Below are 13,242 nucleotides of genomic sequence, written 5' to 3' on the forward strand. Positions count from 1 at the left end.
ATAGCGATAGAAACCGCGTCCGCTCTTCTGGCCGAACCAGCCGCGCTCGCACAGGCGGTCGGCAATGTGGACGTAGCGCGCACGCGGATCGCGCGTGGCGGCGCGGCGCTTGCGGGTGGCCCAGCCGATGTCGCCACCGGCCAGGTCCACCACCTGGTACGGCCCCATGGCAAAACCGAAGTCGCGCACGGCGGCATCGATCTCGTAGGGCGAAGCGCCATCTTCCATCAGGGCATCGGCCGCCTGGCGATACACGGCCAGGATGCGATTGCCGATGAAACCATCGCAGACCCCGGCGCGCACCGGCACCTTGCGCAGGCGCTTGGCCAGTTCGAAAGCGGTGGCCACCACATCGGCGGCGACCTGGCGCGGCACCACGATTTCCAGCAGCTTCATCACATTGGCCGGCGAGAAGAAATGCAGGCCGATCACGTCCGCAGGACGGGAGATGCTGGCGGCAATCGCGTCGATGTCGAGGTAGGACGTGTTGGTCGCCAGCACGGCACCGGGTTTGCAAACGCGGTCCAGTTCGGCGAAGACGGCTTGCTTCACCGTCAGATCTTCGAAGACGGCTTCGATCACCACATCGGCGGCGGACAAGTCTTCATAACGGGTGCTGCCCTGCAAGCGCGCCAGTACGGCGTCGCGGGCTTCTTGCGTGAGACGGCCCTTGGTCACCTGGGCGTCGTAAACTTTTTCCACATGGCCGCGTCCGCGTGCGAGCGCTTCGTCGTCACGTTCAATCATGGTCACCGGCAAACCGGCATCGAGCACCGCCACGGCAATGCCCGCACCCATGGTGCCGCCGCCGACCACACCGATCTGTTCGATGCGGCGCGGCTGGGCGTTGCGGGTCTCGGGGGCTTTCTGCACTTCGCGTTCGGCGAAGAAGGCGTGGATCAGGCCGGCGCGTTGCGGGCTGTCCAGGCATTGCAGGAAGAACTGGCGTTCCAGGGCGAGTCCTTCCTCGAAGGTGAGATTGGTGGCGGCTTCCACCGCATCGATGATCTTGTGCGGCGAAAACAGCCCACGTGATTTCTTGCCAGCCTCGTCGCGTGCGGCCGCAATGGCCGCTTGCGTGGCGGCCGTATCGGCCAGCCCTTTGCCATCGCGACTGCGGCGTACCGGGGCATGCGTGTCCAGCAGGGCCTGCAGTTCGCGCAGGCCGGCCGCGCGCGCCTGATCGGCGCTGTCGCCCTCGGCCAGCTGGTCCACCAGACCGAGTGAGAGAGCTTCCTTGGCGCTGAGATGGCGTCCGCTCAGCATCATGTCCAGAGCGGCCTGCGCACCGATCAGGCGCGGCGTGCGCTGGGTGCCGCCGGCACCGGGCAGCAGGCCCAGTTGGACCTCTGGCAGACCCAGGCGGGCGTTGGAGAGGGCCACGCGGTAATGCGCTGCCAGCGCCACTTCCAGCCCGCCGCCCAACGCTGCGCCGTGGATGGCGGCCAGCACTGGCTTGCTGCAGACTTCGATGCGATTGCACAGTTCGGTCAGCAGGGGCGATTGCGGCGGTTTGCCGAATTCGCGGATGTCGGCCCCGCCGATGAAGTTGCGGCCCGCGCCGGTCACCAGGATGGCGGCCACGCCGGCATCGGCTTCGCCTTCCTCGATGGCGGACATCAGGCCCCGGCGCACCGCCACCCCCAGCGCATTGACCGGTGGGTTGTCGATGGTTACCACCAGGATGGCACCTTCACGCGCCAGATGGACCGGGGGCGTTTCGCCCGCCGCCGTGGATTGCTTGGACATGCAGCAGTCTCCTGTTCTAGTTGGTTCGCATAGCGAAACTCAAGTTCGCAAATGGCTTTTGTCGGCAACGATACCGCATTTGCGCCGGATGTGTAAACCGTGCATACCGCAGCGGCCCGATCTGCACAATTGTCAGCAAGGGTCAGGTGGGGCGGGCGTTTGCGGCCGATGGCGAAAAAGGCAGGTTGAGCCGGGGGCCTCTGTTGGCGCTGTTGAAACGCCACATCCAGACTGCTTGTTTTGCACAGCGGAATACACGTTCGCAAATAATTGACACTGCGATTTCAGGTGTGTACATTCCACAGCCAATGAGGGGCGACGTGACCATGCGGCACGGCCCTGCCACGCGGAGATGTGACGGATGGATGAGATTGTGTCGTTCAAGGGTGAGGATGAGAGCCACGACCGGCAGTTCGTCAATGCCCTGGCGCGTGGACTGGAGATCCTGCGGTGCTTCCGCCCCGGGGAGATCTACCTCACCAACACCGAACTGGCCAAGCGCACCGGCCTGCCCAAGCCGACCATCTCGCGCCTGACGCATACCCTGACGCGGCTGGGCTATCTCGAATATTCCGAAGACCAGGGCCGCTATCAGCTCGGCTCCGGCGTGCTCGCCCTGGGCTACTCGCTGCTCTCAGGCATGGATGTACGCAAGCTGGCGCGACCGGCCATGCAGGAGCTGGCCGACTATTCGCAATGCAATGTGGCGCTGGGCATCCGCGATCGCCTCGGCATGGTCTACATCGAAGCCACGCGCGGCCAGTCCGCCGTGACCTTGCGCCGCGACGTCGGCTCGCGCATTCCGCTGGCCACCACCTCCATGGGCCGCGCGCTGCTGTGCGCCTTGCCCCAGAACGAACGCGATTTCCTGATGGACCACATCCGCCTGCGCAATGAAGAGCAATGGCCCAAGGTCAAGGCCGGCATCGAGCAGGCCTTCAAGGATTACCAGGATCATGGTTTCTGCATTTCCGTCGGCGAATGGGAAAAGACCATCAGCGCCGTGGGCGTGCCCATGATCGATGCCAACGAAGAAAAGATCATGGCCTTCAACTGCGGCGGCCCGGCCTTCATGCTGACGCGCGAGATGCTGATGGAAGACCTCGGCCCGCGTCTGGTGAACGTGGTGCGCACGGTGGAAGCCAGCATGGGCCGCCACTGAGCGGCAGGCAGCAACGAACAGGTCACAACGAGCAACAACGAGCACGGAGACAGACGCGCCGCCATGCCGCAGGCATGACCGGTGCGCAGCAAGGCAGTACCGCAGGTCCATCACAACAAAAAACAGAAGTCAGCGCCATCGGGGTCATGCAGACCCGTTTCAGCCATGGGTGTCCGGTGCCGTCCGGCCGGGATGCGTACGTTCGCAGGCAGCGTCGTGTGCCTGGCATCCATCGCTGAAGCGGGACGTCCCCGGCCAGGACACACATCAGCATCACTCAGATTCACTCAGATGAAAAAGGTGGAGACAATGACGAACAAGCATCAAGGCATCAAGCGACTGGCCCTGCTGGCCTGTATCGCCTCGGCACTGGCCGGTGGCGCGGGCAGCGCGGCCGCCGACGAACTCAAGGTCGGCGTGGAAATCCCGCTGACCGGCAGCCTGGCCCGCGTGGGCTCGGGCATGCAGGAGGGCATCAACGTGGCGGCCGATGTCTTCAACAAGACCAACGGCAAGCACAAGATCAAGCTGGTGACCATCGATGACGAATCGGCGCCGGCCAAGGCCATTGCCGCCGTCGAGAAGCTGGCCGGCGAAGGCGTGCTGGCCATCACCGGCGGCTACGGCTCCAACAACATCGCACCGGCTGCCGATGCGGCGGGCAAGGCCGGGCTGGTCTACATGACCTCCGGCGGCGTGGACGACAACCTGGTCAACAGCGGCCGCAAGAACTTCTTCCGCATCAATAACGTGGCCGGCTACCAGAAGGCCATGGTGGGCCTGCTGGACGACATGAATGCGCGTTCGGTCTCCATCGTCTATTCCACCAAGGAAGCCACGGCAGCATTGGCCAAGGACCTGGAAAAAGCCTGGGGTGCCAAGGGACTGAAGGTGACCTCGCACGCCTTCGATCCGGCCATCAGCGACTTCAAGCCCATCGTCAACAAGATCAAGCTGCAGGACAAGCCGGAAGTCATCGCCATGATCGGCTACGAGAATGACTACGTCGGCATCCTGCGCGCAGCGCGGGTGTTGAAGCCCGCCGTCAAGGCCATGGTCGGCGTGTGGTCGCTGGCCACCCCGAAGATGGCGCAGGACTTCCCGGACCTGGTGCCCAATGTGTATGGCACGGCGCTGCTGCCGTATCCGGCGCAGTTCACCACGGCTGACGGCAAGCTCTTTGAAGAAACCTATCGCCGCCTCTACAAGAAGGACCCGGACTACCTGGGCCAGTTCGGCTACGTGCAATCGATGCTGCTGTTCGAAGCCATCGCCCGCGCCGCCGACAAGGGCACGCTGAAGAAGGATGGCGTGGCCGAAGAAATGCGCAAGACCGATCGGGAAACGCTGATCGGCCGCGTGCAGTTCGGTGCCAATGGCGACAATCTGAACTTCACCCACCACATGGGCCAGCACCAGGGCGACAAGGTCGCCATCGTCTGGCCCAAGGCGGCTGCTACCAACAAGATGAATTATCCGGCCGTGCCCTGGTAATGCCCGGGCGGCGCGCACGCTGCACGGGCGTGCGCGCCGTTGCCCACTCCAACGGAATGCAGACATGAATGAACTGATACTGCAAGCCCTGTACTCGGGGCTGCTGCAGGGGGGCTCTTACGCTCTCATTGCCCTGGGCCTGGCGCTGGTGTTCGGCGCCATGCGGGTCATCAACCTGGCGCAGGGTGAGCTGGTATTGCTGGCGGCCTATATCGCCTACTCGGTGGAATCGGGCCTGGGCCTCAATCCGGTGCTGGCCATCCCCATCGCGCTGGTGGTGGTATGCCTGACCTCGGCCATCGTGTATTTCGTGGTCAGCCGCATCAAGAAGGACCGCGAGATCAATTCGCTGATCCTCACCTATGGCATCGGCGTCATCCTCACCAACGGCATGCTGCTGATCTGGAAGGCCGACATCCGTTCCACCAGTTCCGAATGGCTGCAGGAAGCCTTCGTGCTCGGCCCCTTCTACGGCATGCGCAGCGAAGTGCTGTTCTTCGGCGTGAGCCTGCTGATGATGGCCGCGCTCTGGTGGTGGCTCTCGCGCAGCTGGTATGGCCGCGCGGTGCGCGCCGTCTCCAGCAACCGCGATGCGGCCAAGCTCATGGGCATCAATCCCGGCTATACCGAACTGGTGTCCTTCATCGTGGCGGGCATCCTGGCGTCCTTCGCCGGGGTGGCCTTGTTCAGTTACGGTGTTATCAGCCCAGCTTATGGCGGAGTGCTCACGGTCAAGGCTTTCATTATTACTGTATTGGCCGGTGTGGGCTCGATTCCGGGCGTGCTGATCGGCGCGATCCTGCTCGGCGTGGCCGAGGCGCTGACCGTGACCCTGGCCAGCTCGGCCCTGCAGGAACTGGCGGGCATGGGGCTGTTCCTGCTGGTGCTGTTCATCATGCCCAACGGCTTGTTCGGCGTGCGTGCAAGAAGGGGATGAAATCATGACGATGAACAAGAACAAGCTGCCCGCACTGCTGCTGCCCTTGCTGCTGATCGGCGCACCGCTGCTGCTGGCGCAGGACCATTACGTGATGAGCCTGCTGGTGGCCTCGATGGTCATCGGCGGCATCGCGCTGTCGTGGGCGCTGCTGGGCAACCTGGGTGGCATGATCAGTTTCGGTCACGCGGCTTTCTTTGGCGTGGGGGCTTATACCTCGGCGGTATTGAGCATGAAATTCGGCGTGCCTGTATTGCTGGGGATGCTGCTGGGCGGTGTCGGTGCACTGATTGCAGCGTTGGCGATGCTGCCGGTATTACGCCTGCGCGGTCCGTATTTCGCGCTGGCGATCCTGGCTTATGCACACATCTTCCGCATCCTGGCCACCGAGTGGACTTCGATGACCGGCGGCTCGGGCGGGCTCTCCAACATTGCGCGCCTGCCGACGGTGATGGGGGTGGACCTGTCGAGCAAGATCGGTGCGTATTTCGTGATCCTGCTGATCGTGGCGGTGTTCGCACTGGTGTATGCGCGGGTACGCGAGAGCCACTATGGATTGGCCCTGCGCGCCATGCACGAGAGCGAGGATGCCACCCGCGTGGTGGGCGTGAACAGCACCGTGCTCAAGGGCATGATGCTGCTGCTGTCGGCCTTCATGTGCGGTGTGGTGGGTGCCTTCAATGCGCACTACATCAGCTTCCTGGAACCGGACTATGCCTTCAGCGCGCTGTGGGTCACCATCCCCATCGTGGCGGCCATCTTCGGGAGCTACCGCAGCATCACCGGTCCGGTGGTCGGAGCGGTGGTGGTCTACCTGCTGGACCAGCTGGTGTTCAAGAACATCATTCCTTCCGGCCATCAGCTGGTGCTGGGGGCCTTGCTGGTGGCGATGATCGTCTTCAGTCCGGACGGCTTGCTGCCACTGCTGCGCAAGCTGGGCAAAGGCAAATCCGCAGGAGGCAAGCATGCTGCAACTTGAAAAGGTCTCGGTGCGCTTCGGCGGCCTGACGGCGGTTGATGAAGTCACGCTGCAGGTCGGCACCGGCGACGTGGTCGGACTGGTCGGCGCCAATGGCGCGGGCAAGACCACGCTCTTCAATGCCATCTCCGGACTGGTGCGTCCGACCAGCGGCAGCATCCGCTTCAATGGCGCCGACATCCTGCATGCGCCGCTGCACCGCCGTGCGCGGCTGGGCATCGGCCGCACCTTCCAGATTCCGCAGCCCATGCATGAACTGACGGTGCGGCAGAACCTGATCGTGGCGCAGCGCTTTGCCACCGGCAAGGTGGATGCTGCCAAGATCGACGAAGTGCTGGCCTTCACCGGCCTGGCCGAAAAAGCCGAGCGCGATGCCGCCACCGAACTTGCGCTGACCGAACTGAAAGCGCTGGAAGTGGCCAAGGCCCTGGCCACCCAGCCCAAGCTGCTGCTGCTCGACGAAGTGCTGGCCGGGCTGGAGACCAATGGCAAGCGCCGTTTCATGCAGATGCTCAAGGGCCTGCATGAGGCCTTTGCGGTGGGCATCGTCATCATCGAACACGACATCGAGACCATCAGCAACCTGTGTCCGCGCGTGGCCGTGCTCAACTTCGGCCAGCTCATCGCCGAGGGCGCGCCGGCGCAGGTGTTCAATGATCCGGCAGTCATCAAGAGTTATACGGGAGCGTGAATGCTTGAAGTCACCAACCTGCGCGCCGGCTACGGTGCCATCAATGTGCTGTGGGATGTCTCCCTGACGGTGGGGCAGGGCCAGCTGACCACCATCATCGGGCCCAACGGTGCCGGTAAAACCACGCTGCTGCGCGCCATCATGGGCCTGATTCCGATCGGGCAGGGGCAGGTCACGCTGGATGGCAAAGTGCTCAATGGCATGCCGACCTGGGAGATGTCCAAGGTCTCGATGGCGATGATCCCGGAAGGGCGCATGATCTTCCGCGCCATGAGCATCGAGGAAAACCTCATCGTCGGTGCCTTCGCTCCGCAGCACCGCGCGCGCGTGAAGGACAACCTGGAGCGCGCCTACACCATGTTCCCAAAGCTGCGCGAGCGTCGCCGCCAGCTGGCCGGGTCACTCTCGGGGGGCGAGGCGCAGATGCTGGCGATGGCACGCGGGCTGATGTCCGAACCGAAGCTGCTCATCATCGACGAACCCTCGCTGGGACTGGCCCCGGTGGTGGTCAACGAACTCTTCGAGATCCTGGCGCGATTGAAGGCAGAGGGCCGCACCATCATCCTGGTGGAACAGAACACTGAACGCGCCGTGGGCGTGGCCGATCACGTCTACCTGATGCAGGGCGGCAAGGTGATCCTGTCGCAGAAGGCCAGCGAGGTGGCGCTTGATCATCTGCATGATCTTTATTTCGCACGATGAGGCGGGGGCGGCGATCCGCTCGCCTGTCCCCCGCGAAGACATGAAGCTTCCTGTCAAAACCTGAACGCGGCCGCAAGCCTCAGAAACGCGGTTTGACGGTCTTCCATTCGGGTTTGTACTTGCGCATCTGCCCGACATCATCGCGCTGGCGGATGCCGCATTCCAGATACAGCTGATGCAGCTTGCGCAGTTGCTCCTGATCCACTTCGACACCCAGCCCCGGTGCATCGGTGATCTGTACGCAGCCATTGCGGATGGGCAGCTTGCCGCCCCGGATCACTTCCTCATCGGGCTCCTGCCACGGGTAGTGGGTGTCGCAGGCATAGGACAGGTTCTCCACTGCGGCGGCCACGTGCGACATCGCCATCAGGCTGATGCCGAGGTGCGAATTCGAATGCATCGATACGCCCAGCCCAAAGATGTCGCACATCTTCGCCAGTTGCTGGGTATCGCGCAGGCCGCCCCAGTAGTGGTGATCGGCCAGCACGATCTGCACGCTGTTCAAGGCCACGCTGCGGCGCAGTTCATCGAAATCGGTCACCACCATGTTGGTGGCCAGCGGCAGGCCGGTGCGGCGGTGCAGTTCGGCCATGCCTTCCAGGCCTGGCGTGGGATCTTCGTAATACTGCAGGTCGTCACCCAGCAGGTCGGCCATGCGGATGGCGGTCTCCAGCGACCAGTTGCCGTTGGGGTCGATGCGCAGCGGCGCGTCCGGGAAGGCTTTCTTCAATGCCTTGATGCAAGCCACTTCATGCTCGGGGTCCAGCGCCCCGGCCTTGAGCTTGATGCTCTTGAAACCGTTTTCCTCGATCATCTTGCGTGCCTGCGCCACGATCTGTTCTTCGCTCAGTGCCTCGCCCCAGCCATCGGGTGCATAGGGGCTGTCGATGTGCTGCGCGTACTTGAAGAACAGATAGGCGCTGAAAGGAATTTCCTTGCGCACGGCACCGCCCAGCAAGTCCACCAGCGGCACATTCAGATAGCGCGCCTGTGCATCCAGGCAAGCCACTTCGAAAGCCGAGTAGGCATTGGACACCGCCTTGCTGGCATGCGAACCCGGGGCCAGTTCCGCGCCGGCATTGCTGGCCGGGGCCATCGCTGCCACCACGCCGCGCACGATGGCACGCAGGCCGTTGAGGTTGAACGGGTCCAGGCCGATCAATTGTTCCTTCACCAGGTCGAGGATCTTCAGTGCTGGTGCATCGCCATAGCTCTCGCCCAGGCCGATGTAGCCGTTGTCGGTCTCGATCTCGATGATGGAACGCAGGGCATAAGGTTCGTGGATGCCGCTGGCATTCAACAGCGGGCCATCCTTGAAGGCAATGGGGGTGACGGTGACGCGGGCGATTTTCATGATGGACTTTCAGTGATGTACAGGATGCGGTGCGGATCTGGTGTTCAGCGCTGGGTCCCCGGCCCCGAGCGAGCCAGGAACACCACGCCGGCCGCCACCAGCGAGGTGATGGCCAGTCCCATTAGGCCACCCTGGATGGAGCCGGTACGCTGCTCCAGGTAGCCGAAGGTGGTCGGTGCCACGAAGCCGCCGAGGTTGCCGATGGAATTGATCAGCGCGATGACGCCGGCGGCGATGCGCGCATCCAGATAGCCTTGCGGCAGCGGCCAGAACAGCGAGGAAGCCGCCTTGAACCCGACTGCCGCAAAGCAGATCGAGACGAAGGCATAGACCGAGTTGCCGAAGGTGGAGGCGAACATGCCGATGGCCGCAATCACCAGCGCCGTCGCCGCCCAGGCCTGCTGGTGCCGGAAGCGCGCCGCCAGGGCCGCGAAGGCGTACATGGCCACGATCGAGATCAGCCAGGGAATGGAATTGAACAGTCCCACCTGGAAATCGCTGAAGCTGCCCATCTTGCGGATGATGCTCGGCAACCAGAAGGTGGCACCGTAGATGGTCAGCGAGATCGAAAAGTAGATGAAGCAGAAGATCAGGATCTGCGGATCGCGCAGCAATTGCAGCGGCGATACGTGGGCCGGCTTGTGCTTCATGCGCTCGGCCTGTTCGGCCACGATGGTGCCGGTGATGGCCGTGCGTTCCTCTGCGCTGAGCCACCTGGCATCGGCCGGCATCGAATCCAGCCAGAACCAGACGAAGCCGCACAGCACCACCGAGGCCATGCCCTCGATGATGAACATCCATTGCCAGCCATGCAGGCCAGCGCCCTCCAGCTGCAGCAGCCCGCCCGAGATGGGGCCGGACAGGATGGACGCCAGCGCCGAACCGGACAGGAAGATGGCCATGGCGCGCCCGCGTTCGCTGGCCGGCAGCCATTGCGTGAAGTAGTAGATGACGCCGGGGAAGAAGCCGGCCTCGGCCGCACCGAGCAGGAAGCGCAGCAGGTAGAAGGTGGTCTCGCTGTTGACGAAGGCCATGGCAGTGGCCGCCAGTCCCCAGGTCGCCATGATGCGCGTGAGCCAGGCCTTGGCCCCGAAACGCTGCAGCAGCAGGTTGGAAGGCACTTCGAAAATGGCATAGCCGACGAAGAACAGTCCTGCACCCAGTCCGTAGGCGGCGGTGCTGATGCCCACATCGGTGGCCAGATGGCTGCGCACGAAACCGATGTTGACGCGGTCGATGTAGTTGACGATGAACATCACCACGAACAGCGGCAATACCCGGTGCTTGATCTTGCTGACCGCCTGCTGCAAGACGGAGGGATCGACCGCAGCGAAGGCGCTGGCCGATGGCTTGATGGTTTCCACGCATGTCTCCTCAATGGGAAGGGCGCTGCCGCTCGGCTTCTGGTGGCCATGCCGTTCAAGGATGCAACGGTCATCATGGATAGCGCGATGTGGTGCATTAAAACACTAATATATTAGTGCGTCAATGCGCCCAGGCCGGGTATCATGCCGGGCATGAGAGCGGGCAGGTCGTCCATGCCATCCATGCTGGGGCCGCCGGTTTTTGATCAAGGATTGTTTGCATGAGCACTGCCACCGAACCCATCACCCTCAACGTTCCGCCGCTGGACCGGTCGCGGCACGCCGCACCGCAGGTCTTCGAGCATCTGCGCGAACTCATCATCGGCGTGCGCCTGGTGCCGGGCACCGTGCTGCAGCGGGCCGAACTGGCGGCGCAATACGGCCTGAGCCAGACGCCGATTCGCGATGCGCTCATCAAACTGGGCGAGGAGGGGCTGGTGGACATCTTTCCCCAGCATGCGACGGTGGTCAGTGCGATCAACGTGACGCAGGCGCGGCAGGCGCATTTCCTGCGCCGTTCCATCGAGCTGGAAATCGTCCACACGCTGGCGCGGCGCACCGAGGGCGCGCTGGTGAGCCGGCTGCGCGACAGCATCGAGGTGCAGCGGGTGCTGGCCGGACGCGAGAATTATGCCGAGTTCGTATTGGCCGACCAGGCTTTCCATCGCCAGATGTACGAGGCGGCGCAGGTACCGGAGCTATGGGCCATGGTGCGGCGGCAGAGCGGCAATCTGGATCGGCTGCGCAACTTGCACGTACCGCTTCCTGGCAAGACAAAACGCGTGCTGCGCGATCACGCGGCACTGGTTGATGCCATCGCGGCAGGCGATGCAGAGGCGGCACAGGCGGCCCTGCGCGAGCACCTGTCGGGTACGCTCACGCATCTGGAAGAGATTCGCGAGCGCTTCCCGCACTATCTCAAGGACTGAGGCGTACGCCAGCGCAAGCATTCTGCCCGGCCAAAGAAAACGCCCCGCCGTCTCACGACAGCGGGGCGTTGTTCATGCTGCCTGCGGGACTCAGGCCTTGGACTTGCCGTCCTGTGCCTTGGCCGCTGCCAGCGCGGTCATGTTGATGACACGGCGCACGGTGCTGGACGGGGTCAGCACGTGCACGGGGGCCGCCGCGCCCAGCAGGATGGGGCCGATGGTGGTGCCCTGGCCGCTGCTGGTCTTCAAGACGTTGAAGAGGATGTTGGCGGCATCCAGGTTGGGGCAGACCAGCACGTTCGCCGCACCGGTCAAGCCGCTGTCGGCCAGGCCCGCATTGTTGCGGATCTTTTCCGACAGGGCGGCGTCGCCATGCAGTTCACCGGCGGACTCGACGTCCGGTGCCAGCTTCTTGAAGGCTTCATGCGCGGCGGCCATCTTGCGGGCCGAGGGACGCGAGGAGCTGCCATGGTTGGAGTGCGACAGGAAGGCCACCTTCGGCGGCACACCAAAGCGCGCCACTTCTTCGGCGGCAGCCTTGGCGATGCGCGCCAGCTGCTCGGCGTCCGGCGTGTCGTTGACGTAGGTGTCGGTGATGAAGAGCGTCTGTTCCGGCAGCAGCACGGCATTCAGGGCGGCGAATTCCTGCGCGCCGTCCTTCAGGCCAATCACCTTTTCCACATGGGCCAGGTGGCCGTCGTAATTGCCATCCAGGCCGCACAGCATGGCGTCGGCGTCACCGGCCTTGACCATCAGCGCCGCCAGCAGGCTGCCGCTGGCACGCACGTCGGCTTCGCTGCCGTCCTTGTACTGGGCGGCGTACTGCGCCACGCGGGCGTCGCTGGCCGGGTCGATCACTTGCACGTTCTGGCCGATCTTGATGCGCAGGCCGGCCTTCTTGATGCCGGCTTCGATGGCGGCGGGCTGGCCGACCAGGATCGGTGCGGCCAGGCCTTCGTCGGCCACGAACTGCACGGCGCGCAGCACGCGCTCGTCCTGGCCATCAGCGTAGACCACACGTTGCGGCGCGACCTTGGCGGTGTTGAAGACAGGCTGCATGAACATGCCGGTCTGGTAGATGAAGCGGGTCAGTTCTTCGCGGTAGGCGGCGTAGTCCTTGATGGGACGGGTCGCCACGCCGGACTCGGCAGCCGCCTTGGCCACGGCCGGGGCGATCTTCAGGATCAGGCGCGAATCGAACGGGGTCGGGATCAGGTAGTCGGCACCGAACACCAGTTCCTTGCCGGGATAGGCGGCGCTGACTTCGGCGCTGGTCTCGGCCTTGGCCAGGTCGGCGATCTCGCGCACGCAGGCCAGCTTCATGGCTTCGGTGATCTTGGTGGCACCGCAGTCCAGCGCGCCACGGAAGATGTAGGGGAAGCACAGCACGTTGTTGACCTGGTTCGGGTAGTCCGAACGGCCGGTGGCGATGATGCAGTCCGGACGCACCGACTTGGCCAGTTCGGGACGGATTTCCGGTTCCGGGTTGGCCAGCGCCAGGATGATGGGCTTGTCGGCCATGGTCTTGACCATCTCGGCGGTCAGCACGCCAGGGGCCGAGCAGCCCAGGAAGACGTCGGCACCGTTGACCACGTCGGCCAGGGTGCGCGCTTCGGTCTTGATGGCGTAGCGCTGCTTGGAGGCGTCCAGGCCACCGGGGCGGCCTTCGTAGATGACGCCCTTGCTGTCGACCATGTAGACGTTCTCGCGCTTCACACCCAGGCCGATCATCACTTCCACGCAGGCGATGGCGGCTGCGCCCGCGCCGGAGACGGCGATCTTGACGGCGCCGATGTCCTTGCCGACCAGTTCCAGGCCGTTCAGCAGGGCAGCCGAGGAGATGATGGCGGTACCGTGCTGGTCATCGTGGAAGACCGGGAT

The 13,242-nt window shown here is 63.9% G+C and carries 11 protein-coding genes; 7 read left to right on the top strand and 4 right to left on the bottom strand.

Going from position 1 to position 13,242, the window contains the following annotated elements; all coding sequences use genetic code 11:
- A partial coding sequence (locus B3873_RS24355; RefSeq protein ID WP_286869571.1) for a 3-hydroxyacyl-CoA dehydrogenase NAD-binding domain-containing protein occupies positions 1 to 1,749 on the bottom strand: 1,749 nt, incomplete at its 3' end.
- Positions 1,750 to 2,110: 361 nt separating this feature from the next.
- Here B3873_RS24355 and B3873_RS24360 point away from each other — a divergent pair.
- From B3873_RS24360 to B3873_RS24385, 6 genes are all read left to right on the top strand, one after another.
- A complete protein-coding gene (locus tag B3873_RS24360; protein ID WP_286869573.1) occupies positions 2,111 to 2,911 on the top strand; it encodes an IclR family transcriptional regulator in 801 nt (266 codons plus the stop codon).
- A 309-nt stretch (positions 2,912 to 3,220) separates the two neighbouring features.
- Entirely contained in the window at positions 3,221 to 4,405 is a 1,185-nt protein-coding gene (locus B3873_RS24365; protein ID WP_286869575.1) for an ABC transporter substrate-binding protein, read from the top strand.
- Between the two features lie 64 nt (positions 4,406 to 4,469).
- Positions 4,470 to 5,342, top strand: coding sequence for a branched-chain amino acid ABC transporter permease (locus B3873_RS24370; RefSeq protein WP_286869577.1), 873 nt, complete (start codon positions 4,470 to 4,472; stop codon positions 5,340 to 5,342).
- A 4-nt stretch (positions 5,343 to 5,346) separates the two neighbouring features.
- Positions 5,347 to 6,321: a branched-chain amino acid ABC transporter permease gene (locus B3873_RS24375; RefSeq protein WP_286869579.1), complete on the top strand. Its 975-nt coding sequence runs from the start codon at positions 5,347 to 5,349 to the stop codon at positions 6,319 to 6,321.
- Complete coding sequence (locus B3873_RS24380) at positions 6,308 to 7,012, top strand: ABC transporter ATP-binding protein (protein WP_039786000.1); 705 nt, start codon at positions 6,308 to 6,310, stop codon at positions 7,010 to 7,012. Before B3873_RS24375 ends, B3873_RS24380 begins: the two co-directional genes overlap by 14 nt.
- On the top strand, positions 7,013 to 7,714 hold the full coding sequence (locus B3873_RS24385) for an ABC transporter ATP-binding protein (RefSeq protein WP_134137130.1): 702 nt from the start codon (positions 7,013 to 7,015) through the stop codon (positions 7,712 to 7,714).
- Between the two features lie 79 nt (positions 7,715 to 7,793).
- Here B3873_RS24385 and B3873_RS24390 read toward each other — a convergent pair whose 3' ends face one another.
- The gene (locus tag B3873_RS24390; protein ID WP_209532006.1) at positions 7,794 to 9,068 is read right to left on the bottom strand and encodes a glucarate dehydratase family protein; all 1,275 of its coding nucleotides are present in this window, start codon (positions 9,066 to 9,068) and stop codon (positions 7,794 to 7,796) included.
- Positions 9,069 to 9,112: 44 nt separating this feature from the next.
- Complete coding sequence (locus tag B3873_RS24395) at positions 9,113 to 10,432, bottom strand: MFS transporter (RefSeq protein ID WP_209532004.1); 1,320 nt, start codon at positions 10,430 to 10,432, stop codon at positions 9,113 to 9,115.
- A 221-nt stretch (positions 10,433 to 10,653) separates the two neighbouring features.
- Between B3873_RS24395 and B3873_RS24400 the strand changes: the two genes are divergently transcribed.
- Positions 10,654 to 11,361, top strand: a complete 708-nt coding sequence (locus tag B3873_RS24400) for a GntR family transcriptional regulator (RefSeq protein ID WP_286869582.1) — start codon at positions 10,654 to 10,656, stop codon at positions 11,359 to 11,361.
- 90 nt (positions 11,362 to 11,451) lie between these two features.
- Here B3873_RS24400 and B3873_RS24405 read toward each other — a convergent pair.
- Positions 11,452 to 13,242: phosphate acyltransferase (locus B3873_RS24405; RefSeq protein ID WP_286869584.1), on the bottom strand; the 1,791-nt coding region annotated here is incomplete at its 5' end.

This window comes from Herbaspirillum sp. UBA812 (genome assembly GCF_002296545.1).
Taxonomy (GTDB): Bacteria; Pseudomonadota; Gammaproteobacteria; order Burkholderiales; family Burkholderiaceae_D; genus Herbaspirillum; species Herbaspirillum huttiense.

Coding starts and splice junctions, on each gene's coding strand:
- B3873_RS24360 (WP_286869573.1), top strand. CDS start 2,111: ATGGATGAGATTGTGTCGTTCAAGGGTGAGGATGAGAGCCACGACCGG.
- B3873_RS24365 (WP_286869575.1), top strand. CDS start 3,221: ATGACGAACAAGCATCAAGGCATCAAGCGACTGGCCCTGCTGGCCTGT.
- B3873_RS24370 (WP_286869577.1), top strand. CDS start 4,470: ATGAATGAACTGATACTGCAAGCCCTGTACTCGGGGCTGCTGCAGGGG.
- B3873_RS24375 (WP_286869579.1), top strand. CDS start 5,347: ATGACGATGAACAAGAACAAGCTGCCCGCACTGCTGCTGCCCTTGCTG.
- B3873_RS24380 (WP_039786000.1), top strand. CDS start 6,308: ATGCTGCAACTTGAAAAGGTCTCGGTGCGCTTCGGCGGCCTGACGGCG.
- B3873_RS24385 (WP_134137130.1), top strand. CDS start 7,013: ATGCTTGAAGTCACCAACCTGCGCGCCGGCTACGGTGCCATCAATGTG.
- B3873_RS24390 (WP_209532006.1), bottom strand. CDS start 9,068: ATGAAAATCGCCCGCGTCACCGTCACCCCCATTGCCTTCAAGGATGGC.
- B3873_RS24400 (WP_286869582.1), top strand. CDS start 10,654: ATGAGCACTGCCACCGAACCCATCACCCTCAACGTTCCGCCGCTGGAC.